General features: G+C 60.0%; 21 protein-coding genes and 2 pseudogenes. 9 read left to right on the top strand and 14 right to left on the bottom strand.

What is annotated here, in order from left to right; genetic code table 11:
- Positions 1-24 precede the first annotated feature (24 nt).
- Positions 25-438, top strand: a complete 414-nt coding sequence (locus tag NXC14_RS17240) for a cupin domain-containing protein (RefSeq protein ID WP_011426527.1) — start codon at positions 25-27, stop codon at positions 436-438.
- Between the two features lie 58 nt (positions 439-496).
- Here the strand turns inward: NXC14_RS17240 and hydA are convergent, their stop codons facing one another.
- From hydA to NXC14_RS17225, 4 genes and pseudogenes are all read right to left on the bottom strand, one after another.
- The gene (gene hydA, locus NXC14_RS17235) at positions 497-1951 is read right to left on the bottom strand and encodes a dihydropyrimidinase (RefSeq protein WP_085779167.1); all 1455 of its coding nucleotides are present in this window, start codon (positions 1949-1951) and stop codon (positions 497-499) included.
- Positions 1948-2541 carry an endonuclease domain-containing protein gene (locus tag NXC14_RS17230; protein ID WP_348630259.1) on the bottom strand — a complete coding sequence of 198 codons (594 nt, stop codon included), beginning with the start codon at positions 2539-2541 and terminating at the stop codon, positions 1948-1950. The genes hydA and NXC14_RS17230 overlap by 4 nt, the downstream gene beginning before the upstream one ends.
- 15 nt (positions 2542-2556) lie before the next feature.
- Positions 2557-2769: pseudogene (locus NXC14_RS33955) on the bottom strand (hypothetical protein); the annotation flags it as partial.
- A complete protein-coding gene (locus tag NXC14_RS17225) occupies positions 2769-4022 on the bottom strand; it encodes a Zn-dependent hydrolase (RefSeq protein ID WP_085779166.1) in 1254 nt (417 codons plus the stop codon). The gene NXC14_RS17225 and the pseudogene NXC14_RS33955, both read right to left, overlap by 1 nt.
- Positions 4023-4321: 299 nt before the next feature.
- Between NXC14_RS17225 and NXC14_RS17220 the strand changes: the two genes are divergently transcribed.
- Positions 4322-4966 carry a TetR family transcriptional regulator C-terminal domain-containing protein gene (locus tag NXC14_RS17220; protein ID WP_085779165.1) on the top strand — a complete coding sequence of 215 codons (645 nt, stop codon included), beginning with the start codon at positions 4322-4324 and terminating at the stop codon, positions 4964-4966.
- 29 nt (positions 4967-4995) lie between these two features.
- Here the strand turns inward: NXC14_RS17220 and NXC14_RS17215 are convergent, their stop codons facing one another.
- A complete protein-coding gene (locus tag NXC14_RS17215) occupies positions 4996-5895 on the bottom strand; it encodes a LysR family transcriptional regulator (RefSeq protein WP_085779164.1) in 900 nt (299 codons plus the stop codon).
- A gap of 102 nt (positions 5896-5997) precedes the next feature.
- On the opposite strand from NXC14_RS17215, the gene NXC14_RS17210 reads away from it, so the two are divergent.
- A complete protein-coding gene (locus NXC14_RS17210; RefSeq protein ID WP_085779163.1) occupies positions 5998-7020 on the top strand; it encodes an NAD(P)-dependent alcohol dehydrogenase in 1023 nt (340 codons plus the stop codon).
- Between the two features lie 40 nt (positions 7021-7060).
- Here NXC14_RS17210 and NXC14_RS17205 read toward each other — a convergent pair whose 3' ends face one another.
- A complete protein-coding gene (locus NXC14_RS17205) occupies positions 7061-7471 on the bottom strand; it encodes a rhodanese-like domain-containing protein (RefSeq protein WP_085779162.1) in 411 nt (136 codons plus the stop codon).
- A 69-nt stretch (positions 7472-7540) separates the two neighbouring features.
- Here NXC14_RS17205 and ftrA point away from each other — a divergent pair, with 69 nt between their 5' ends.
- Positions 7541-8539, top strand: a complete 999-nt coding sequence (ftrA, locus tag NXC14_RS17200; RefSeq protein ID WP_085780166.1) for a transcriptional regulator FtrA — start codon at positions 7541-7543, stop codon at positions 8537-8539.
- Between the two features lie 99 nt (positions 8540-8638).
- Here ftrA and NXC14_RS17195 read toward each other — a convergent pair whose 3' ends face one another.
- On the bottom strand, positions 8639-10210 hold the full coding sequence (locus NXC14_RS17195) for an alpha-glucosidase (RefSeq protein WP_245362164.1): 1572 nt from the start codon (positions 10208-10210) through the stop codon (positions 8639-8641).
- A gap of 617 nt (positions 10211-10827) precedes the next feature.
- Between NXC14_RS17195 and NXC14_RS17185 the strand changes: the two genes are divergently transcribed.
- The 3 genes and pseudogenes from NXC14_RS17185 (at position 10828) to NXC14_RS17175 (ending at position 13318) form a co-directional block, all read left to right on the top strand.
- Complete coding sequence (locus NXC14_RS17185) at positions 10828-11829, top strand: TIGR03885 family FMN-dependent LLM class oxidoreductase (RefSeq protein ID WP_085779161.1); 1002 nt, start codon at positions 10828-10830, stop codon at positions 11827-11829.
- 79 nt (positions 11830-11908) lie between these two features.
- Positions 11909-12343, top strand: a complete 435-nt coding sequence (locus NXC14_RS17180; protein WP_085779160.1) for a DUF6766 family protein — start codon at positions 11909-11911, stop codon at positions 12341-12343.
- 160 nt (positions 12344-12503) lie between these two features.
- Positions 12504-13318 (top strand): annotated as a pseudogene (locus tag NXC14_RS17175) (SIR2 family protein).
- Here the strand turns inward: NXC14_RS17175 and treZ are convergent.
- From treZ to NXC14_RS17150, 5 genes are all read right to left on the bottom strand, one after another.
- Positions 13319-15313, bottom strand: coding sequence for a malto-oligosyltrehalose trehalohydrolase (gene treZ, locus NXC14_RS17170; RefSeq protein ID WP_085779159.1), 1995 nt, complete (start codon positions 15311-15313; stop codon positions 13319-13321).
- Between the two features lie 141 nt (positions 15314-15454).
- Positions 15455-16768, bottom strand: coding sequence for an NAD-dependent dihydropyrimidine dehydrogenase subunit PreA (gene preA / locus NXC14_RS17165; RefSeq protein ID WP_064811151.1), 1314 nt, complete (start codon positions 16766-16768; stop codon positions 15455-15457).
- 15 nt (positions 16769-16783) lie between these two features.
- Positions 16784-18145, bottom strand: a complete 1362-nt coding sequence (locus tag NXC14_RS17160; protein ID WP_085779158.1) for an NAD(P)-dependent oxidoreductase — start codon at positions 18143-18145, stop codon at positions 16784-16786.
- A gap of 399 nt (positions 18146-18544) precedes the next feature.
- Positions 18545-19540, bottom strand: a complete 996-nt coding sequence (locus NXC14_RS17155; RefSeq protein WP_176536356.1) for a sensor histidine kinase — start codon at positions 19538-19540, stop codon at positions 18545-18547.
- Positions 19541-19732: 192 nt separating this feature from the next.
- Entirely contained in the window at positions 19733-20527 is a 795-nt protein-coding gene (locus NXC14_RS17150; protein WP_020922074.1) for a response regulator, read from the bottom strand.
- A gap of 251 nt (positions 20528-20778) precedes the next feature.
- Between NXC14_RS17150 and NXC14_RS17145 the strand changes: the two genes are divergently transcribed.
- The gene (locus NXC14_RS17145) at positions 20779-20985 is read left to right on the top strand and encodes a NepR family anti-sigma factor (RefSeq protein WP_011426508.1); all 207 of its coding nucleotides are present in this window, start codon (positions 20779-20781) and stop codon (positions 20983-20985) included.
- 9 nt (positions 20986-20994) lie between these two features.
- Entirely contained in the window at positions 20995-21552 is a 558-nt protein-coding gene (locus NXC14_RS17140; RefSeq protein ID WP_011426507.1) for an RNA polymerase sigma factor, read from the top strand.
- Positions 21553-21899: 347 nt separating this feature from the next.
- Here NXC14_RS17140 and NXC14_RS17135 read toward each other — a convergent pair whose 3' ends face one another.
- Together NXC14_RS17135 and NXC14_RS17130 are read right to left on the bottom strand one after the other, a co-directional pair.
- Positions 21900-22298 carry a hypothetical protein gene (locus NXC14_RS17135; protein WP_085779157.1) on the bottom strand — a complete coding sequence of 133 codons (399 nt, stop codon included), beginning with the start codon at positions 22296-22298 and terminating at the stop codon, positions 21900-21902.
- Between the two features lie 9 nt (positions 22299-22307).
- Complete coding sequence (locus tag NXC14_RS17130; RefSeq protein WP_085779156.1) at positions 22308-22652, bottom strand: DUF883 family protein; 345 nt, start codon at positions 22650-22652, stop codon at positions 22308-22310.
- Positions 22653-22707 lie beyond the last annotated feature (55 nt).

Genomic DNA, 22707 nt, shown 5'->3' with positions numbered 1-22707 from the left:
CGGCGCAATTCTTGGAGGAAGAAAATGGACGCGACATCAAAACCCACCTGCCACATCGTTCGTCCCAAGCACGCCTATGACGGCAAGCAGGGGCTCAGCTATTTCGAAGGGATAGCGGCCGAGACTGTCGGCGCCACGGGCATCTGCATGCACCTCCTGACGATCCCGCCCGGCGTGCGTGCCAAGGCGCACCTGCACGAGGCGCATGAGACGGCGATCTACGTGCTCTCCGGCGAGGCTCATACCTGGTACGGCGACCGGCTGGAGCATCACGTCATCACCCATGCCGGCGAACTGTTCTACATCCCGGCCGGCGTGCCGCATATGCCTGCGAACCTCAGCAGCACGCCCTGCACGGCGGTCATTGCGCGCACCGATCCCCACGAGCAGGAAAGCGTCGTGCTTCTGCCGGAACTGGACGCGCTGGTGCCGGCGTGAAGTCATCCGCATGAAGGCGTCGTTCCCCGGCTGATGGCCGTATCGCTATGCTCCATCGTCATACGCCGGTTGCCGGGATGCCACTGCGTTCCACTTTGCGCGGAGAAGTGATCTCCTTCCAGGTGGACAGCGCCCTGCTGACGGCTGTCACCGGTTCGCGCCTGACGAACTCGCCGTGGCCCTCGCGGGTCTTGATCGTGCTTTCCTCGATCGCGACGACCCCGCGCGTCAGCGTGTAGCGCGGCAGGCCAGTCACTTCCTTGCCCTCGAAGACATTGTAGTCGATCGCCGACTGCTGGGTCTTGGACGAGATTACCTTCGAACGGTTCGGGTCCCAGACGACGATATCGGCATCGGCGCCGACGAGGATCGCGCCCTTCTTCGGATAGATGTTGAGAATCTTGGCGATGTTGGTCGAGGTGACGGCGACGAATTCGTTCATGGTCAGTCGGCCGGTGTTGACACCGTGTGTCCAGAGCATCGGCATGCGGTCTTCCAGGCCGCCTGTGCCATTCGGGATCTTAGTGAAGTCGCCGACGCCGAAACGTTTCTGCGCCGTGGTGAAGGCGCAATGGTCGGTCGCGACCACCTGCAGCGAACCGGAGGCGAGCCCCGCCCAGAGGCTATCCTGATGCTGCTTGCTGCGGAAGGGCGGCGACATGACGCGACGAGCGGCGTGATCCCAGTCGGGATTGGAATATTCGCTCTCGTCGAGCGTCAGGTGCTGGATTAGTGGTTCGCCATAGACGCGCATGCCCTTGGCGCGGGCCCGGCGGATCGCTTCATGCGCCTGCTCGCAGGAGGTGTGGACGATGTAAACAGGGCAGCCGGCCATGTCGGCGATCATGATGGCGCGATTGGTGGCCTCACCCTCGACTTCAGCCGGCCGGGAATAGGCATGCGCCTCGGGGCCGTTATTGCCTTCGGCCAGCAGCTTTGCCGACATGGAGGCGACCACGTCACCATTTTCGGCATGCACCAGCGGCAGGGCGCCGAGCTCGGCGCAGCGCTGGAAAGAGGCGAACATCTCGTCGTCATCAACCATCAGCGCGCCCTTATAGGCCATGAAGTGCTTGAAGGTGTTGATGCCCTTGTCGCGGACGATGGTCTCCATCTCCTTGAAGACCTGCTCGCTCCACCAGGTGACCGCCATGTGGAAGGAATAGTCGCAATTGGCGCGGGTGGATTTGTTGTCCCACATGGTCAGCGCTTCGAGCAGCGACTGGCCAGGGGCGGGAAGGGCGAAATCGACGACCATGGTCGTGCCGCCGGAAAGGGCCGCGCGCGTGCCGCTCTCGAAATCATCGGAGGAATAGGTGCCCATGAAGGGCATTTCGAGATGGGTGTGCGGGTCGATGCCGCCCGGCATGACAAAACAACCGGAGGCGTCGAGCGTTTCGTCGCCAGAGAGGTTCGGACCGATCTCGACGATCTTGCCGCCATCGATCTTGACGTCAGCCTTGTAGGTGAGGTCGGCCGTGACGATGGTGCCGTTCTTGATGACTGTGGTCATGATCGTTCCCTCTTCTTTTCTTTGCATTCGCCTGGTGAATAGAAGCTGACCGTTTCCTCGCTGGCTTCAAGTCGGCCTTCCAATGCTGCCAGGATTGTTTCGAGTACGGAGCGTCTTTCGCGAGAGACTTCCTGATTCCAGAAGCGCAGGACAGAATAGCCATTTGCATTGAGCCATTCGGTTCGGCGTTGATCGCTGACGCTTTCGGCATGCTGGAAGCCATCGACTTCGACGATCAATCGTTTTTCGCGACAGAGGAAATCGACAATGAATGGGCCGAGAGGAACTTGCCTTGCGAACTTATAGCCGTTCAAGCGGCGGGCCCGCACGTCGCTCCAGAGGTGGTATTCCTCTTCGGTTTCGTTGCGGCGGAGGGTTCTGGCCTGGTCCGTCTTGTTGGCGCGGTGTTTCCGGATGTCCTGCTTGATAATCTTCTTCGCACCGGGGGCCCCCTCATCCGCCCTTCGGGCACCTTCTCCCCGAGGGGAGAAGGGAGGAGCCGCGACGTCCACCCTTCCCTTCTCCCCAGCGGGGAGAAGGTGGCCCGACGGGTCGGATGAGGGGGCTCCGGGCGCTATGTCAGCCGTTATGACTTCGTTATGGAAGCTCTTGTCCTGCTTAGCCTTGTTGGGACGATACTTCCGCATATCCGCTTTGATAATTCTGGCCGCACCGGGGGCCCCCTCATCCGCCCTTCGGGCACCTTCTCCCCGAGGGGGGAAGGGAGGAGCCGCGACGTCCATCGTTCCCTTCTCCCCGGCGGGGAGAAGGTGGCCCGAAGGGTCGGATGAGGGGGCTCCGGGCGCCACGTTAGACATCACACCACGATCTCCGCCGTCTCGACCACCGCATGGAACAGCACATCGGCTCCGGCCGTCGCCCATTCCTTGGAGATTTCTTCCGCCTCGTTGTGGCTGAGCCCGCCGACGCATGGGCACATGACCATGGTGGCAGGCGCGACCTTGGCGGCCCAGCAAGCGTCGTGGCCGGCGCCGGAGATAATGTTCATGTGGCTGTAACCGAGCCGTTCGGCGGCGGAGCGAACCGAGGTGACGAGCTTTTCGTCGAAGGTGACCGGTGCGAAATGGCCGATCGCCTCGATGGAACAGCCGACGCCCAGCGCGTCGCAGATGCCAGGAGCCTCGGCCTCGATCTTTGCCCGCATGCGATCGAGCTTGGCCTTGTCGGGCGAGCGGATGTCGACAGTGAAGACCACTTTGCCCGGCAGCACGTTGCGGGAATTCGGCGAGAAGAAGACTTGGCCGACGCCGCCGACGGCCCCCGGCTGCTCGCTCATCGCCACGCCTTGGACCATTTCCAGGATGCGCGACATGGCAAGGCCGGCATTGACGCGCATGTTCATCGGCGTCGAGCCGGTATGGGCCTCCTTGCCGGTCAGCGTGAATTCCAGCCACCACAGGCCCTGACAGTGGGTGACGACGCCGATCTGCTTTTCCTCGGCTTCGAGGATCGGACCCTGCTCGATATGATATTCGAAATAGGCGTGCATCTTGCGGGCGCCGACCTCTTCGTCGCCGACCCAGCCGATGCGCTTCAACTCGTCGCCAAACAGATTGCCCTCTGGATCCCTGCGGTTATATGCGAAGTCCAGGCTGTGCACGCCGGCGAAGACGCCCGACGCCAGCATGGCAGGGGCGAAGCGTGCGCCTTCCTCGTTCGTCCAGTTGGTGACGACGATGGGGTGCTTCGTCTTGATGCCGAGGTCGTTCATCGTGCGCACGATTTCGAGGGCCGAGAGCACGCCAAGCACGCCATCATATTTGCCGCCGGTTGGTTGGGTGTCGAGATGCGAACCGACATAGACCGGCAGGGCGTCGGGATCAGTGCCGGGGCGGGTGGCGAACATCGTGCCCATGCGGTCGACACCCATGGTCAGGCCGGCCTCGTCGCACCATGTCTTGAAAAGCCTGCGGCCCTCGGCATCCGAATCCGTCAGCGTCTGGCGGTTGTTGCCGCCGGCGATTCCGGGGCCGATCTTCGCCATGTCCATGAGACTGTCCCAGAGACGGTCGCCATTGATGCGCATGTTCTCGCCTGGTGCTGCCACCATTCTTCAAGCCCTCACCTGTTTGCGGCAGTCATGCAAGGGGCATGCCCGCCTGTTCCCGTGGTCCTTTCCCGCGCCTGTTGTTGGTTTTGTCGAGCGCCGGAAAATCGCCAGTTGCCTTTGTTTTTCATCTGGCGGATATTTGACCGATTGGTAAACATTACAACTTCCACCGCGGGGCTCAAGACGAAAATCACGAAATTTGCCGATAAAAATGCGGGCAGTTGCTCAAGAAAGCGCCAGGGGGCGCCTCTGCCGAAACTTGAGGGAAGAAGTTGAATATCAAGGGGAAACAATAGCCGATGGCTATTCCGAGAGCAGCGAAGACCCAGAGGCGAACGCGAATCCAGGAGGAGAAGGAAGAGCAGATTCTGGAGGCGGCGCTCGACGTGTTTTCGGCACGCGGCTTTCGCGGTTCGACGATCGACCAGATCGCCGAAGTCGCGGGCATGTCGAAACCCAATCTTCTCTATTATTTCCGCACCAAGGAAGCGATGCACCGGGCGCTGATCGACCGGGTCCTCTATACCTGGCTGGAGCCGCTGCGGGCCTTCGACGCCGAGGGCAATCCGGAAGAAGAAATCCGCAGCTACATCAGGCGCAAGCTGGAGATGGCGCGCGATTTTCCGCGCGAGAGCCGGCTGTTCGCCAATGAGGTGCTGCAGGGCGCACCGCATATCGAGGACGAATTGAAGGGGCCGCTGAAGCAACTGGTAGACGAGAAGGCGGAGGTCATCCGCGCCTGGACGAAATCTGGCAAGATCGTTGAATGCGATCCCTACCACCTGATCTTCTCGATCTGGTCGACGACCCAGCACTATGCGGATTTCGACGTCCAGGTGCGCGCGGTGCTGGGGCAGGAACATTCCGGCGAAGGGCGCTTCGAGGATGCCGCGCGGTTTCTGGAGCAACTCTTTATTGGCGGGCTGCGGCCGGAGGGTGGCTAACAGCTCGATTTCCTGAGAGGATGCCTTTTTCAGCTCATGATCGCCGGCAGTTCCGCGGCCAGCGTATCGATGGCAAGACGCACTTTCGGCAGCATCACCGGCGATCGCGGCCAGACGGCATAGGCTTCAAATATGGTTGATGGTGTATCGGTCAGAACCCGCACGAGTTCACCTGAGAGGACCTTGTCCCGCACCAGCCAGCAGGTCAGCCAGGCAAGCCCGCGGCCTTCAACCGCGGCGTCTGCGATCGAAGCGAGATCGTCGAGCCGCAGCCGTGATTTCGGCAGAACTTCGCGTGGGGGACCGGCCGGAGCCGGGAAGGTCCAAGCCTTGTCATTGTCACCCCTGCGATAGACGATGCCATGATGGCGGGCGAGATCGTCGATCGTTTGCGGCACGCCATAGTTTTCGAGATAAGCGGGCGAGGCGCAGACCATCATGGACTGCCGGGCGATCGTTCGCGCCATCAGGTCGGGACTGTCCTTCAGCGGACCGTTGCGGACGGCAAGGTCGAAGCCGTCCTCTAGGAGATCGACGACCCGATCGCTGAAGGATAAGTCCAATTCGAGATCGGGGTGGTCGTCGAGCAGGCGGGTCAGGATCGGAGCGGCGCAATGGCGTCCAAACAGCGCCGGCATCGATACCCTCAGCCTGCCGCGGACCTCGCGCCTGCCCGATTCAAGTTGGGCCTCGCCGATCCGGATTTCCTCGATAGCTTTCAGGCAGCGCTCATAGAAGAACCGGCCCTCGTCGGTCAGGCTCTGGGTCCGGGTCGTGCGGTTGAAGAGCCGGACGTCGAGTCGCTGTTCGAGCCTTGCGATCGTCTTGCTGACTGCCGAGCGGGTGAGGTGAAGCCGTTCGGCGGCGGCGGAGAAACCGCCGGCTTCGACCGTCTGGACGAAGATCGAAATCCCCTTCAATTGCTCCATCTTTGTTTCCTTTATGGCACCAGTTCGACGACATAATATCGCAACAGGCGATGAATATTCAACGATATACCTGCTGCTCCTCCAATCGAGAAGGAGCAGGAGATGCAGACGACAAAGCAGTGGCAAACCGATGCCGTTGGGCCGGAGGCCAATCTGAAGATCGGTGAAGCGAGAATTCCCGACGTGTCTGGCAGGATGATCCGGGTGCGGACGCAGGCGGTCTCCCTCAATTTCCGCGACAGGCTTGTGCTCGAAAGCGGCATGGGACTGCCGCTGCAGTTTCCCTTTGTCCCGGCCTCGGACATGGCAGGCGTGGTTGAGGCCGTCGGGCCGGATGTCACACGCTTCAAACCCGGAGATCGAGTTATATCCACCTTTTCCCCGGATTGGATCGATGGACGCGGCCCGGGCAACGCGCGTAATCTACCCTACCAGACGCGCGGCGGCTTCCATCCGGGCGTGCTGACCGAACACACCGTGTTTTCCGAGGAGTGGTTCACGCATGCGCCGAAAACGCTCGATGCCGCTGAAGCGAGCACGCTGCCCTGCGCCGGACTGACGGCATGGTTCGCACTGATCGAATGCGGCAAGCTCAAGGCTGGCGACAAGGTGCTGGTGCAGGGAACCGGCGGCGTCGCGCTCTTCGGCCTGCAGATCGCCAAGGCGCATGGCGCCGAGGTCTTCATTACGTCAGCCAGTAGCGAAAAGCTCGACCGGGCGCTGGCGCTCGGCGCCGATCATCTGATCAACCGGCACGAGGGCGACTGGGTGGCGCAGTTCCATCAACTGACCGGCGATTACGGCGCCGACCACGTGCTCGAAATCGTCGGCGGACCACATCTCGGCCAAGCGCTGAAGGCTGTGGCGATCAACGGCCGCATTTCGGTGATCGGCGTCCTCGAGGGTTTTGAGCTCTCGGCGCCGGTGGCGCCACTGCTTCTCAAGGCGCCCGTCCTGCAGGGAATTACGGTCGGCCACCGCAGGGCACTGGAGGATCTGGTGCGCGCCGTCGACCAGACCGGGCTGAAGCCTGTTATCGACAGGCGTTATGGCTTCGAAGAGCTGCCGCAGGCGCTCGATCATCTCTATCGAGGCCCCTTCGGCAAGATCGTCATTGAGTTTTGAGACATGAGGCTCCCTGCGCATCGTGGAGGGGAGCCTTCTGTTATTCGGCAGCGATGGTTTCGGTTTCGAAGGCAAAACCCTCATCGGCCCAACCGGTCATGCCGCCGATCATCAGCTTGGCTCTGAGGCCGAGCTTGGCAAGGCGAAAGGCCGCCTTGTCGGCGCCGTTGCAATGAGGACCAGCGCAATAGACGACGAAGAGCGTGTTTTTTGCCCATTCCGACATGCGATGTGCGGTCATCTTGCCGTGCGGCAGGTTAATCGCGCCCGGCACATGGGACTGCGCAAACAGTGCCGGCGAGCGCACATCGAGAAGAACGAAATCGACCTTTCCAGCTGCGAAAGCGGCGCGGACATCCGAACAATCGGTCTCGAAGGCGAGCTTAGCGGCATAATGGGCGGCGGCGAGGTCAGGCTCGGCGGCGGGGATTTCGGAGACGGCGCTTGGCATCGGTCTTTCCTTTCGTGCTGGATTGCCCCCTGATATCGCCGATGTTAAAGCTCGGCGAAATTGGCCATCGTGACTGACAGCGTAAAGATCATGCCAAACATATCTCCGAAGACGAACGGACCGCTGGTCGCGGTGCTTGCCTATGACGGGCTCTGCACCTTCGAATTCGGGATAGCTTATGAGGTCTTCGGCCTGCCGCGTCCCGAGATGGGCGAGGGGTGGTATCGCTTCTCCGTCTGCGGCATCGAGCTGGGGCCGCTTCGCGCCGCCGGCGGGTTGACGGTCGGGGTCGACAGGGGGCTGGAAGTCCTCGACGCGGCGGACCTGATCGTCGTGCCCGGCTGGCGGTCGATCGATGCGCCGGTGCCGGAACCGCTTGCCGCCGCTCTCAAGGCAGCGCATCAGCGCGGCGCGCGCATCATGTCGCTCTGTTCCGGCGTTGCAGTCCTTGCCGGCGCCGGACTGCTTGCCAACCGCAGGGCGACAACACATTGGCGCTATGTCAACTCGATCGCGGAGCGTTATCCCGACATCACGCTCGACGCGGATGTACTCTACATAGATGAGGGCAGCCTGCTGACAGCGGCCGGCAGCGCCGCAGGCATCGATCTCTGCCTGCATGTGGTTCGCGGCGATTTCGGCTCGGAGGCGGCAAACAGCGTCGCCCGCCGCCTCGTGGTTCCGCCGCACCGCGAAGGCGGGCAGGCGCAGTTCATCGGCGCGCCGGTTCCGGAGGAACGTGAGGGCATACGCCTCAGCCCGCTGATCGACTGGATGCGCGCAAGCCTTGCCGAGGAGCAGCCGATCAGCCTGCTCGCCAAAAAGGCCGGCATGAGCATGCGCACTTTCCAGCGCCGCTTCGAAGCGACGACGGGTCTCAGCGTCGGCGAATGGCTGCTGAAGGAGCGGCTGCGCCATGCGCGCGACCTTCTCGAAAGAGAACTTGCCGTATCGCTCGACGATATCGCGATATCAAGCGGCTTCGGCACGTTGGCGACGATGCGGCACCACTTCCGCAAGCGGCTGGGCACGAGCCCGCACGCCTATCGGAAGTCATTCGGCGGCTGATCGCGTGATGCCAACATAGGGTGCAACTTTTCAAAGAGTTCGAGATCGCCGAAAACCGTCACTCCGTCGGTTGGCAAAGCGCGCACTGGCTCGAGAGCTTCACTTACATTCTATCGCGAAGGTTTCGTATGGCTTGAGCTCAACAGTTTCGCCGATCATGTGCACTGGTTCATAATTGCAGATGAGGCATTCTCCGTTGATAGCGAGCTCCGTCGGCAAACTCAGCGTAATGTCCCTGGGTGTGAAGTTGGCGACCACTATGATCCAGCTCCTGTCGAGCGTGCGGGTATAAACGAAGACATCGGGGTGCTGGTCGAGCCAGGACCGGTACTCGCCATAAACGATAACAGGGTGGGTTTTCCGGAGAGCGATCAGCTTGCGATAATGATTCCAGATCGACTTCTCTTCCTTGATGGCCGCTTCGGCGTTCACCTTCGGATAATTGGGATTGACCTCGATCCAGGGGACGCCTGTGGAAAAACCGCCATAGGGGGCAGCACTCCATTGCATCGGCGTGCGGGCGTTATCGCGGCCGTTCTCGTTTGCTCCGCGGATGAATTCCTCCGGTGAAAGGCCGGCCTCCACGTGCAGTCTGTGCATGTTGATAGTTTCGATATCGCGATACTGTTCGATGGAGGTGAAGGGGACGTTCGTCATGCCGATCTCCTCGCCCTGATACACGAAAGGCGTGCCCTTCAGGAGATGCAACGCGGTCGCCAGCATCTTCGCCGACTCAACGTGATAGCCGGTGATATTGCCGTAGCGCGAGACTGCGCGCGGAAGATCATGATTGCCCCAGAAGAGCGAATTCCACCCATCTTCGGATAGAGCAAGCTGCCATTTGCTGAGGACGGTCTTGAGGTTTACGAGGTCGAACGGCTTCGGGCGCCATTTCCCATAAACCGCGTCCCATTGCTGGGTGACGTGCTCGAACTGGAAGATCATCGACAGTTCCCGGCGTTCACGCCCGGAATAGAGGAGCGCTGCGCCGGGTGTGGCGCTCCAGGCTTCGCCGACCGTCAGGATATCGCGGCTGCCAAAGGTCTTGGCATTCATCTCCTGCAGATAATCGTGCAAATGTGGTCCGTCCTTGACGAGCTCCTGATCCACCTGCTTGCCGATATAGTCGATGACATCCATTCGAAAGCCTGCAATGCCGCGCTCGAGCCACCAGTTCATCATGTCGTAGATTTCCGACCGGACCTTCTCGCTCTCCCAATTGAGGTCCGGCTGGCGACGGGAAAACATGTGCAGGTAATATTCGCCGGTGGCGGGATCGAGCGTCCAGGCCGGCCCGCCGAAGGAGGATGTTAACCGGTTCGGCGGTCCTCCGTCCGGGGCGGGCTTGCGCCAGATGTAGAAATCGCGGAATGGGTTGTCCAGGTCGCGGCGAGATTGAAGAAACCACGGATGCTCGTCGGAGGTGTGGTTCACGACGAGGTCGAGCATGATGCCGATCCCGCGGTCTTTCGCCTCCGCCACCAGCTCGTCGAAATCTGCGAGCGAGCCGAACTCGGGGGCGATGTCCCTATAGTCGGATATGTCGTAGCCGTTGTCGTCCATCGGCGACCTGTAGATCGGCGACAGCCAGATGATGTCGATCCCGAGTTTCTTCAGGTAATCGAGCTTCGAGGTAATGCCCGGAATCGCCGATGCCATCTCCGTTACAATCGCAGAAGCTGCGCGGATAGACCTGATAGACAGTTGCCGTATGCCACCATTTCGGTTGGAGAGGTGATCGCGTGGGACCTCCCAGCGGTGTCGTGGACTGATCCATCGGAAGCTTTCCTACTTGTTTGGGATCTTTGGAGAACACCGGTGGTGCGCTTGGGTTCCATCGGGCCAGACCTCATCCCCACTTCCCGTTCGTAGCCGTGGCGCGGCTCAAGGAACCCCCTCCCTCCGGAACCGTTAGAAGGTGTGGCAACAGAGATTATCGGGAGACCGTCGCGGTGCCGAACCAAAGCAGCAGCTGGTATGCATAGGCTATCCCATATTCGAAGGTGCAGAACCCGTCCTAGGCAAGCACCGCGACCAGCAGTGCGGCTGCCGATGCAATGGTGGTCGGAGAGGAAGGCGGGGTTCTCCAGTGCGAATGTCGGAAAACTGTGTCAGCCGATCGTCGCCGACGGACCGTTTTCCTGCAAGACGGAAATCGATTTTAGCGGCATGCAGCCCAGGAAGTTCAGAGATCTCATCGGCGATGTGGAGTTCGAAGGTATCCTCCAACCACGCCCGGAGCTCGAGCCCTATGCCAACCATTGGTTTGTTTCGGAAGGAAACGGATCATGACGCTCATCGGTTATCACGCATCCCATGAACAATTTTCGCCAAGTGAGCTCCTTGGATATGTGCAGGCGGCGGAAGCTGCAGGTTTCGGCGCCGTGATGTCGTCCGATCATCTGACGCCATGGAGCGAGAGGCAGGGTCAGTCAGGCTTTGCTTGGGCTTGGTTAGGGGCGGGCCTCCAGGCGACGCGGTCTATTCCCTTCGGTATCATAACCGTCCCTATGGGCTGGCGTTATCATCCGGCGATTACTGCACAGGCCGGCGCGACGATCGCAGAGATGTTTCCCGGACGGTTGCCGTGGATCGCGGTCGGCAGCGGGCAAGCCATGAATGAACACGTCATGGGGGAACGCTGGCCTTCCAAGGCAGAAAGAAATGAACGACTGCGAGCGGCGGTCGAGATCATACGGGACTTATGGTCGGGGAAGCTTGTCAGTCGGTCAACGCCGATCAAAGTCGATCAGGCGCGGGTCCATACCCTGTCGAACAGGCTTCCCCGCATTGTCGCCGGTGCTCTTTCGCCCGAAACGGCCGAGTGGGCGGGAGAATGGGCGGATGCGCTTATCACCATCAACCAGCCGCCCGACAAGCTCGGCGAAGTCGTCGATGCCTTCCGCCGTGGCGGCGGGAAGGACAAGCCGCTCTATTTACAGGCGCATGTGTCCTATGCCGACTCCGAAGGCGAAGCCAGGGCAAACGCTTTTGACCAATGGCGGAGCAACGCGATTTCGGCCGCGATCTCGGAAACGCTTCGTTTGCCGGAGGAGTTCGACGAGGCGTGCCTGAAGGTGCGGCCCGAAGACATGGATGAGCATGTGCGCATCTCGGCCGATCCGCAACAGCATGTCGAGTGGCTGGAAGCTGACATCGCGATGGGATTTGAAGAGATCTACATTCATAATGTCGGGCGCAATCAGTGCGAATTCATAGAAGTCTACGGACGCGAGGTCCTGCCCGTTTTCAGAGCCGGCGCGACAGTTCCGATTTCTCGATCCGGGTAAACTTGAAGGGCAGGCCAGGAACCAGCTGATCGGACTTCTATTGCGGCTGACGCACCAGTAGCCTGCCAAAGGAGGTATCATGTTCAAGAAATACGCCTACGCCTGGATCACAGTCGGCTTCTTTCTATTTTCGCTCGCCGGCCATTGGTTATTTGGCTGGTTCGCCTTTGTCGGCGAGCAACAGAGCCACGGTCAAGCCCCTGATATCAATGCCTACCTGATGGAGATGAGCCGAGACACCTTTGAAAACTGGCAGTCCGAATTCTTGCAGTTGCTCTGGCAGGTCGTCGGTCTTGCCTACTTTCTCTATATCGGCTCTCCGTCTTCGAAGGAAAACGATGATCGCACCGAAGCGAAACTGGACGCTCTGATCAGATTAAATGCCGGACAAAAAGCTGAAGCGATTATCGACGAGATCGATAAGCACTTCATGAGAACCGGTGGACATGCGGGACCCTATGCCCACGAGCTGGAGACGCGCAGGGGCCCCCAGAGGACCGGCGACGCCACTTAGGCAGGCTAAGCTGGACCACGGAGCTGCCGGTTCGGTTGCATCCTTGCAGTCGGCCGCTTAGGCACCTCACGGAGGTACGCTAGCGAACGGAAACAAGTCCCTCCAGACGACGTTCGATCTATGGCAGTCAGGAGAATTTGTGCCACACGATGAACAGATAATGGCGATCGCCGGTGCGCTTGAACGCCGGCAGGCCATCTTGTTCGTTGGGGCAGGCATATCGATGAATGTCGGCTTGCCGTCGTGGAACTGCCTCGTCGACCACATGTTGGTGGATCTCGGCCTGCCGTCGTCGTTCGCCGCCGAGCACGGCACCACCTATCAGGAAATCGCCGAATATTACCGGCTGAAGCACGGGTCATTGTCTCAGTTGGTCGCATGGATGAAGCGCGAGTGGCAGATTTCGCCGGAGCAACTGAGGAGTTCGGAGTTGCATCGGCTCATCGTGGAACTGGACTTTCCTCTCGTTTACACCACAAATTATGATGCAAATCTCGAAATGTCCTATGAGACATTCGAACGGCCGTTCACCCGGATCACAAGTGCGAAAGACATGGCGGCCGCGCCAGCCGGCAAAACGCAGATCGTCAAATACCACGGTGATTTCTCCGATCCCGACACGCTGGTGCTGACCGAGTCGGATTATTTCGACCGCCTCTCATTCGACGCTCCCTTGGATATTAAATTCAGGAGCGATGCCTTCGCCTCGACGTTGCTGTTCATCGGCTACAGCATGTCCGATCTGAATATACGCTTTTTGCTGCATCACTTGTGGTCAACATGGCGGCGGACAGGACTGGACCGACACCGACCACCTCTTTTTCTCTAATGCACGAGCCAACCGAAGTCCAGGTGCATGTTCTAAAGAGGTGGGGTGTTACCGTCCTCAGTGGCGAGGGCGAGAATTCAGGCCACTCCCTCGCTCAGTTCCTCGAACGTCTGCTTGAACGCCGAAGGCCGGGTGCCTGCCGTTAGCTACCGGGAGTCTCCGGCTCGCAAAATGCCGGCCTGCCATTCCTCCATCGGCACTGCCGAGGCGTTTTGCCGGTGGTCGACTTTTACGGGGGCGAGAACCAGGGCGATATCCCCGTTCAATACCCAACGCTTCTGAAAGTCATAGGGGCGGCGTCCGCTGCCACCGTAGGCGGCATCTTCACTCGACCACCAGAGATGCCATTGGTGACCTCTTGGTGAAGCAAAAAGCGGGTCCGGCAGACTGTCGATCACGAGATCATTGCCGAAGTTGATCAGCAATAGTCTCTCCTCAGACGGTTTTTCCGCGAAGAATCTGAGGAGGAAGGCGGTGCTGGAGGCGCTGGACAAGATACTGCCGTCCAATTGCCCGTCACGGGCGCAGGCTTGGCGGGAAAATGCCTTTTCTGTCTGACGCAGATTCAGCAGGTCGCGATGAAGCTGAACGACTGCCGCGTTCATCTCCCATTCGGCCCAATCAAGCTTCACCTTGTCGAACGTCTCGCGAGCACATGGATCCGCCATGTGTCTGATGAGTTCTTCATCCCGCAGGTTCGGGAATTGACTGATAAAATCGCGCCGTCCCTGCCGTACGATGTCGGCGATTTCTCCGGTGTGATCAGCGAAATAATAGAACGGGGAAGAGGAACCAAACTCCTGCCCCTGAAAGAGCATGGGGGTCTGCGGCCCCAGCAGCTGGAGCGCCGTCAGGGCTCGAAGGCGAGCCGGCGATGTTATGTGGCCGATCCTCGCTCCTGTGCCGGAGTTAGCGACTTGATCGTGGTTTTGGAGAAAGTGTACGAAATTCCACGGCTTGAGGTCGAGCCCCGCAGTGCCCCGTGGTTTGTCCTGCCAATCATATCTTTGTCCCTGAAACAGGCAGCCATATTTGGCGGCAGAAACGAGCTCCTGAGCGGTACCACAATAATCATGAAAATAGGCTTCGTTGCGGCCCGTCAGCGCCACTGTCGCGGAGCGGTGGAAATCCTCATTCCACAAGGCGTCCAGCCCATGCCCTCCCACCTCAGCCTGCCGCACCATACTGGTTTGTTGCGGCTCATTTTCGCTGACGAGATAGATTTGACGCTGTCTCGCTGCTGCGCGAGCTTCCCTGGCGATAACCGTGACGATGTGTTCGCGGCTTGAGTCGAATAAGGCCTGCGTTGCATCGATGCGCAGTCCATCAAAATGAAATTCGTCGATCCAATAAGCCGCGTTCTTTGCGACGTACTCGCGAACGCCACGGCTGTTCGGTCCATCGAAGTTGATCGACTTGCCCCACTCGTTCGAATAACGCTCGGTGAAATAGTCTGGTGTGAATTCGCAAAAACGCTCACCTTTACCGAAGTGATTGTAGACGACGTCGAGGATCACCCCAATGCCGATCCGGTGGGCTTCGTCGACAAAGGCGCGCACATCCTCCGGTGGTCCATAGAGTCGGGTCGGAGCATAGAGCAACGTGCCGTCATAACCCCAGCCGAACTCGCCTTCAAATTCGTTGATCGGCATTACTTCCAGGCAGTTGATGCCAATCGACCGGAGTCTTGCCAGCTTTTCCCTGGCCGCCGCAAAGGTCCCCTCCCTTGTGAAGGTGCCGACGTGCATCTCATAGAGAGCGGCTCCGAAGGGGGACATTCCTTGCCAATGGTGATCGCGCCACTGATACCGCGTCGGATCCACGACGACTGATGGCCCCGATGGACCCTCCGGCTGAAAACGCGAGGCAGGATCGGCAAGAAGATCACCTGCGTTCTCGAAGTGAAACCAGTATCGCGTCCCTGCAGCCAGACCGGGCAGATAGAGGCAGAAGTAGCCGCCTTTCTCCGCCGTCATCTCGTATCCGGAATTTTCCTCGATGACGAGGAAACAGCGTTCCCTGGCAGGGGCCCATAGCCGGAACGAAACGCCGCCGGCATCAACCTCCGCTCCGATCGGGAGGCGTCGGCTCCAACGGGGGGGTGCCGGTCTCGATTTTTCGCTGCTTGAGTGGTCGTGCATGGCTCTCTCGCGGAGATCGCCTGTGCTAACTTCGACAGCCTCATGATGTTCCCGCTTCAGGGTCGTCCATCAAGCCGGAAATCCGGATTTGCAATCTAGCGTTACGCCGCGGACGCGCTGGTCCGCGGCGTTGCGAAGCCGTCACTCCGCCGCCTGGCGCGCCATCGGATTATTCGGGTGGGTCGTCCAGTTGGCATAGTTCGGATCGACGACGCGGCCGGTGCGCTTGTCGATGGTGCCGGCGGCAAGCGGTTCCATGGTGATGCAGTTCTCGACCGGGCAGACGTTGACGCAGAGATTGCAGCCGACGCATTCCTCTTCGATCACCTCGAAATGGCGTAGCCCGTTGACGACGTTGGTGATTGCCTGGTGCGAGGTGTCTTCGCAGGCGATGTGGCAGCGGCCGCATTTGATGCAGGCATCCTGGTCGATCTTCGCCTTGGCGACATAGTTGAGGTTCAGATACTGCCAGTCGGTGACGTTGGGCACTGCGCGGCCGGTGATGTCGTCGAGATTGCGATGGCCCTTTTCGTCCATCCAGTCGGAGAGACCCGTTATCATCTCCTGCACGATCTTGAAGCCATAGGTCATCGCCGCCGTGCAGACCTGAACGTTGCCGGCGCCGAGAACCAGGAATTCGGCCGCGTCCCGCCAGGTGGTGATGCCGCCGATGCCGGAGATGGGCAGGCCGTAGGTTTCTGGATCGCGTGCGATCTCGGCGACCATGTTGAGGGCGATCGGCTTGACCGCCGGGCCGCAATAGCCGCCATGGCTGCCCTTGCCGCCGACCGTCGGGTTGGGAGCGAAGTTATCGAGATCGACCGACACGATCGAATTGATCGTATTGATCAGCGAGACGGCATCGGTGCCGCCGGCCTTGGCGGCGCGGGCGGGGCGGCGGATATCGGTGATGTTGGGCGTCAGCTTGGTGATGACGGGCATGCGGGTGTACTGCTTGCACCAGCGCACGACCATTTCGATATATTCCGGGACCTGGCCGACGGCGGAGCCCATGCCGCGCTCCGACATGCCATGCGGACAGCCGAAATTGAGTTCGATGCCGTCGGCGCCGGTCTCCTCGACCAGAGGCAGGATCGACTTCCAGGCCTGTTCCTCGCAGGGCACCATGATCGAGGCGATCAGCGCCCGATCCGGCCAGTTCATCTTCACCTGCTTCATTTCACGCAGGTTTGTATAGAGGTCGCGATCGGTGATGAGCTCGATATTGTTGAGGCCAAGCAGGCGGCGGTCGGCGCCGAAGATCGCGCCGTAGCGCGGACCGTTGACGTTGACGACGGGCGGGCCTTCCTCGCCGAGCGTCTTCCAGACCACGCCGCCCCAGCCGGCCTTGAAGGCGCGCTCGACGTTATAGGCTTTGTCGGTCGGCGGCGCGGATGCCAGCCAGAACGGGTTCGGGGATTTGATGCCGACAAAATTGTTGCGGAGATCAGCCATTGTTCATTCTCCCCTTCAAGCAACCGCGACAGCCGGAGCGGCTGTTGCGGAGAGGGCGCGATGGATGGATTCAGCCGCGTCGCGGCCGTGGGCGACGGCGGAAACCGTGAGGTCCTCGCCGCCGAAGACGCAGTCGCCGCCGGCCCAGACGCCGTCGAGCGAGGTGCGGCCTTCGACGTCGACCGCGATGCGGCCGGACTCCATGCGCAGCGAACCAAGGTCCCCGGCATCAAAGGTCTGGCCAATCGCTTTGAAGATCTGGTCGGCGGCAATCACGCCGGTCTCGCCGGTGCCGACGAGGCGGCCCTCGACGATCTTGGTGTATTCCACTTCGATCGCGGCAACTTTGCCGTCCTGCGACAGGATCGATTTCGGCGCCAACCAGTGGCGGATGATGACGCCCTTCGAGCTGGCAAGATCCTGCTCGTATTCGGAGGCGTTCATGTGCTCCTTGCCGCGGCGGTAACAGATGGTCACCTCTTCGGCGCCAAGCAGCTTTGCCTGCACGGCAGCGTCGATCGCCGTCATACCGCCGCCGAGCACGACGACCCGACGGCCGATCGGGATTTCGCTTTTGTCTTCAGCCTGGCGGAGCGCTGCGATGAAATCCACGGCGTCCTCGACGCCGGCTAGGTTTTCGCCCTCGATACGCAGCGCATTGACGCCGGCAAGACCTATGCCCAGAAAGACGGCGTCATATTGCGACTGCAGATCGGAGAGCGAAAAATCGCGGCCAAGGAGGGCGCCGTGGCGGACGTCGATGCCGCCGACCGAGATGATGTAATCAACTTCCTGCTGGGCGAAATCGTTGACCGTCTTATAGGTGGCAATTCCGTATTCATTGAGGCCGCCGGATTTTTCCCTGCCGTCGTAAATCGTGACGGAATGACCCTTCACGGCGAGACGATGGGCGGCGGCAAGACCTGCTGGGCCGGCGCCGACGACGGCGATCTTCTTTCCTGTCGCTTCGGCCCTGACATAGAACTGTTTGCCGACCTGCATGGCGGCATCGGTCGCATAACGCTGCAGGCGGCCGATCTCGACTGGCCGTTCCTCGGCCGTGTTACGCACGCAGGCCTGTTCGCAGAGCTCTTCGGTGGGACAGACGCGGGCGCACATGCCGCCGAGGATGTTCTGGTCGAAGATCGTCTTGGCCGAACCCAGCGTATTGCCGGTCGAAATCTGGCGGATGAAAAGCGGAATGTCGATCGAGGTGGGACAGGCCGTCATGCACGGCGCGTCATAACAGAAATAACAGCGGTCGGCGGCGACCAGCGCCTCGTGATTGTCAAGGCGCGGATGCAGATCGGAAAAATTAGCCTCATACTCGGCGGGCGAAAGCCGGCCGGCATGAATCCCAGTTTCCAGTCGTTCCATTGAAGTTCCCTCATTATTTGTAAACGGCCTGTGAGGGAAAGCGTAACCCAGGTTTAAAAATTTATCAAACGGTAAAATTTTGACGGATCCTCATGGAAGAGGTGCCGGTAAATAACTGTTTTTTAAAGATCAATTTCTTCAGTCTGGACCAATGATTTATCTGAGCGTGCGGCGAGGGAAGGGCATCGGAAAAAAGATTAAAAAAACACGATTTTTTTCGAATGGCAGGGAACCAAACTTAAACTTCGCCGTTATTGCGGTATCCGGATGGTGATCGCATCGACCCAACATGCGCGCCCCCAACCCACCATCCGGACGTACTCACGGTCCCCTCCCGGTGAGTGAAGACAGCCGGTGCGCCGCCCTCGCACCGGCTGTTTTTCGTTGTGGTGTCGCGCTTCACACTCGCTTGAAGATCTCGAATTCGGTTTCCGGAATAGTCAGCCGATATTCGATGCGGCCGGGCACGAGGTTCAATTCAGCCTTGCCGTTGACCGACGAGGGCACGACACGCTCCAGCACGGTGCGGCCGAAGCTGTTATCGCTGAATTCATGGACTTCAGACTGATCCTGCAGCACTTCGGCCCAGGCGATCTCGATCGCCTTCCTGTCGTTGATCATCGCTTCACGGCAGTTCAACGTTATTGAGGCGGCGCCGCCTGATATTGCCCCGTAGGAAGCGGAGTTGACAATGAGCTCGTGGAGGGCGAGGCCGAGATGCACGGCGGCATTCGGCGTCAGATGGGCATTGATGCCGTAGATCGGCATGGAGCCTGATGTCTCCGGCCAGTAGGGAGCGAACTGTTTTTCAGCGAGTTCGAAAAGATAGGCGCCCCGCCAGCTCGAATCCGTGACGAGGTCCTGGGAATTCGAAAGCGATTGCAGCCTGCCGCGGAACTTGAGGAGGAAGCTGTCGAGGGAGAGCGTGTTGCGCGCTGTTTGAGTCGCAATGCCCTGAATGATAGCGAGAAGGTTCTTCGAGCGGTGCGAGAGCTCACGCAGCAGCGATTTCAGCACTTTTTCGCGATGCCGGCTTTCAGTGACCTCCGTCATCACGGACAGAAGTCCAAGCGTGCCGCGGTCGCCAGTGCGTTGGATCTTCAATTCGTAGGTACGCAGTTCGCCGTCGACATCGATTTCGACCTCGGCATTGTTGGGAATGCCAGTCTCCAGCACCTTGCGCTTCAGCGCCGTCAGATATTGTCCATGGACATCACCGAAAAGGGCGGAATCACTGCCGCCGGGCATAAAAAGCGCTGCGAAATGCGGCGGCAGATTTTCGGCGTAGAAGATTGAAAGCCGGGCGTCCTGGCAGAGGATCGAAATCCCGGCGCTGCCGAGCGCCCGCTCCATCATTGCGGCTTTGCCTTCGAAGGTGAAAGGCGTGCCCGACAATGGTTCAGTCGTATTCACTCGGCCGCCTTTCCCTGTGACATCTCGGAGCATCGCTGAACGGAACGCCCCGCCCGAAACCGCCTGCCAACTCTAGAATAAAGCGCTGCAAAAACAGTTAAAGCCATCGGGGCGCCCGGTAGCACCGGAACGCCTGTCTCGGCGGTTTGGTTCCGAGAACCGGAAAATTGCGTCTCAGGCGGCTACCTTGGTCGATTCATTGAAGAAAAGAGCTTGACTGATCAGTGCCTTGACCATGTCGGGATTGAACGGTTTGGTGACGAGGAAAGTGGGTTCGGGGCGTTCGCCCGTCAAAAGCCGTTCCGGGAATGCGGTGATGAAGATCACCGGCACGCTCGACGTCTTGAGGATGTCGTTGACCGCGTCTATGCCGGAACTGCCGTCGGCAAGCTGGATGTCGGCGAGCACCATGCTCGGTTTCGTCTTGTTGTAGAGCGCGACGGCTTCGGCGTGCGTGCGGGCAATGCCGGTGACGCGATGGCCGAGGCTCTCGACCATCTGCTCGATATCCATGGCGATCAGCGGTTCATCCTCGATAATCATGATGTCGGTTGCGACCTGACGGGAGATTTCCTGCGAGGCCTTGTCGAGCAACTGCATGACATCCTGTTCATCGAGTTCGAGAATTTCCGCGATTTCTGCAACGCGGAAATTCTCCACCGACGCGAGCAGGAAAGCCTGGCGGGCGCCGGGGGAAACCTTGGACAGATTGAGTGTGGCGCGCTGTTCCCATGCATAAGGGGAAGTCGGCTCCGGAATCTGCACCGCAGTGGAACCAAATAGTTGCGTGAACAGTTTGTAAAGCGCGACCCGGTCATTGGCCGTATCCGGGAAAATCGACAAATCGGCTATAATGGCTTCAAGAACGGCAGCGACGTAAGCGTCGCCTGAAGTCTGGGTGCCGGTAAGGGCGCGGGAATAGCGACGCAGATAAGGAAGGTGCGGCGCAATTCGAGTGGAAAGTGTCATTAAAGGCTCCCGTATGCAGGCCGGTCGTGGGTTCAATGGCCAGTTAACGCTGCCTTGGTAAAAAAGTTCCGGAACGGTAGGAACTTTTTTTGTCGCGCCGCATTATTCCACCCGACAAAGAAAGGGCGAGCGTAGCATTTTGATCCATGCCGCGGCAAATATCAGCGATATCGATAGTGGAACGGTCGGTGTCGGTGGTTGATCTCTTGATTGCACGCCTTTGTAACAGATAACGGTGAGAAGACGAGTTGATGACTACACGCAATAAAGAGGCGGCGGATCAGCGGAAGCTGGAGCTGCGGGCAAGCGATATTCTGGACCCGAACAACCAGATCGGCGTCAAGCTGCGGTCGCTCTATGCCGCGGCACAAGAAGAGGCGATCCCCGATCGTTTTCTCGATCTTCTCGAAAAGCTCGACCATGCTGAAATGATGGCTTCTGCCAAGATGGCCGAATAGGATCGTCGCATGGAAGAGAAACTGCAACCCAGCTTCAAGCGGGAATTGCTGGCGGCCCTCCCTAGCCTTCGCGCTTTTGCCATTTCGCTGATCGGACGGCACGATCGCGCCGATGATCTCGTTCAAGACACCATCATGAAAGCCTGGGCCAAGCAGGATCATTTCGAGATGGGCACCAATATGAAGGCCTGGCTCTTCACGATCCTGCGCAACGAGTTGTACAGCCAGATGCGCAAGAGTGGCCGCGAGGTGCAGGACAGCGACGGGCTGTTCACGGAATCGATGGCGATGCATCCCTCGCAATATGGCGCGCTCGACCTGCAGGACTTCAAGAAGGCGCTCGACCAGTTGCCGCCGGACCAGCGCGAAGCGATCATCCTCGTCGGTGCTTCGGGCTTTTCTTACGAGGAAGCCGCCGAAATCTGCGGCTGCGCCGTCGGCACCATCAAGAGCCGCGTCAACCGCGCGCGGCAGCGCCTGCAGGAACTGCTGCAGATTTCAGGCGAGGCCGATTTCGGCCCCGACGCCACTTCGGCGCCTCTAACATCGAAGGCTTTTGCGTTCTGAAAAGCGACTCTGCTTGAAAAGGACGCCGGCTGCTTCTTGGGCGCGCCGGCGTTTTGCTTCGTTGCACGGGGAGGACGCTGCACGGTGGTTGTTATTCGAGGCACTACCTCTCCTCCCTCATTCCTGTGCCTGTCACAGGAATCCAGCGCGCCCAAGCCGTTGGCCGCGAACGACTCTAACCTTTGAAGCTTTTTCATTCACGGCGCAGACGCGCCGTGGCTGGATTCCTGTGACGAGCACAGGTGAGGGAGAGTGGAGTGGGAGTCCTGTCCCAATCTTCTGCTTGCGTGTAGAAAGGGATAGCACACCTTCCTACCTCTCTTCTTGTGGGCGAGCGAGTGGCTCCCCTAATCCTCCCGCTTCGAGCCGATCAGATTGGCCGCGACGATGGCCGCCAGGACGCCGGCAGTGAGCAGCGGCTGGGCGCGGACGAGGCCGATGCCTACCGTCGCCAGAGATTCCAGCGCCGCTCGGCGATCGCGGGCTCGACGTGCCTCGCGGGCGTTGATGATCGACATCACCACCAGCATGATGACTGCGATCAGCAGCGCGCCGAAGGCCAGGAAGAGGACGGCGGCGAGGGGACCGTAGATGCCAGCGAGCCAAATGGCGCCAGCGGCCACCGCCAGCGCATAGGCTGTAAGGAGGAACAGCGCGGCAAGCGCGACGAAGATGCTGTTACGTTTGACGCGCGCAACGGTCCGATGCACGCTCGCGCCCGTGAGCAGACTGAGGATCGAGAGCATCGAGCTTCCTCAGCGACGGGCGAGGAAGGCGATGGCCAAGCCCAAAGCGGCAGCGGCGCCGATGGTTGCCAGCGGATGATTGCGCACCGTCTCGCGCATTTCGGTTGCGCCGCGCTCATAACCGTGCTGCAGCTCGCGCAGCAGTTCCTCGCTGCGGCCGAGCAGTTCCTCAAAGCCGGCGCTAGCCTGGCTGCGAATCTTCTCGCTCTGGTGGCGCGAGTTCTTGCCGACGAGGCGCGTCAGTTCGGCGAGCTCGTCGCGCAATGCCTCGATCTGTTCTTCGATCCCGGATTCAAGATGGTGGAAGGTGCCGTTGCGGCGGCTGCGGCCGGACTGGAAGATAGAATAGCTCATGGCTGTCTCCATTGGCTGGGGCGCGCGCGGGCCCGCCTGTTTCGCACGAGGGTCA

The sequence above is a fragment of the Rhizobium sp. NXC14 genome (assembly GCF_002117485.1).
Taxonomy (GTDB): Bacteria; Pseudomonadota; Alphaproteobacteria; order Rhizobiales; family Rhizobiaceae; genus Rhizobium.
This window is presented reverse-complemented; position numbering and strand designations above follow the sequence as displayed.

Coding starts and splice junctions, on each gene's coding strand:
- hydA (WP_085779167.1), bottom strand. CDS start 1,951: ATGACCACAGTCATCAAGAACGGCACCATCGTCACGGCCGACCTCACC.
- NXC14_RS17205 (WP_085779162.1), bottom strand. CDS start 7,471: ATGCCAAGCGCCGTCTCCGAAATCCCCGCCGCCGAGCCTGACCTCGCC.
- treZ (WP_085779159.1), bottom strand. CDS start 15,313: ATGCACGACCACTCAAGCAGCGAAAAATCGAGACCGGCACCCCCCCGT.
- NXC14_RS17135 (WP_085779157.1), bottom strand. CDS start 22,298: ATGCTCTCGATCCTCAGTCTGCTCACGGGCGCGAGCGTGCATCGGACC.
- NXC14_RS17225 (WP_085779166.1), bottom strand. CDS start 4,022: ATGGTGGCAGCACCAGGCGAGAACATGCGCATCAATGGCGACCGTCTC.
- NXC14_RS17185 (WP_085779161.1), top strand. CDS start 10,828: ATGACGCTCATCGGTTATCACGCATCCCATGAACAATTTTCGCCAAGT.
- NXC14_RS17220 (WP_085779165.1), top strand. CDS start 4,322: ATGGCTATTCCGAGAGCAGCGAAGACCCAGAGGCGAACGCGAATCCAG.
- NXC14_RS17160 (WP_085779158.1), bottom strand. CDS start 18,145: ATGGAACGACTGGAAACTGGGATTCATGCCGGCCGGCTTTCGCCCGCC.
- NXC14_RS17150 (WP_020922074.1), bottom strand. CDS start 20,527: ATGACACTTTCCACTCGAATTGCGCCGCACCTTCCTTATCTGCGTCGC.
- NXC14_RS17215 (WP_085779164.1), bottom strand. CDS start 5,895: ATGGAGCAATTGAAGGGGATTTCGATCTTCGTCCAGACGGTCGAAGCC.
- preA (WP_064811151.1), bottom strand. CDS start 16,768: ATGGCTGATCTCCGCAACAATTTTGTCGGCATCAAATCCCCGAACCCG.
- NXC14_RS17180 (WP_085779160.1), top strand. CDS start 11,909: ATGTTCAAGAAATACGCCTACGCCTGGATCACAGTCGGCTTCTTTCTA.
- NXC14_RS17130 (WP_085779156.1), bottom strand. CDS start 22,652: ATGAGCTATTCTATCTTCCAGTCCGGCCGCAGCCGCCGCAACGGCACC.
- NXC14_RS17210 (WP_085779163.1), top strand. CDS start 5,998: ATGCAGACGACAAAGCAGTGGCAAACCGATGCCGTTGGGCCGGAGGCC.
- NXC14_RS17240 (WP_011426527.1), top strand. CDS start 25: ATGGACGCGACATCAAAACCCACCTGCCACATCGTTCGTCCCAAGCAC.
- NXC14_RS17145 (WP_011426508.1), top strand. CDS start 20,779: ATGACTACACGCAATAAAGAGGCGGCGGATCAGCGGAAGCTGGAGCTG.
- NXC14_RS17140 (WP_011426507.1), top strand. CDS start 20,995: ATGGAAGAGAAACTGCAACCCAGCTTCAAGCGGGAATTGCTGGCGGCC.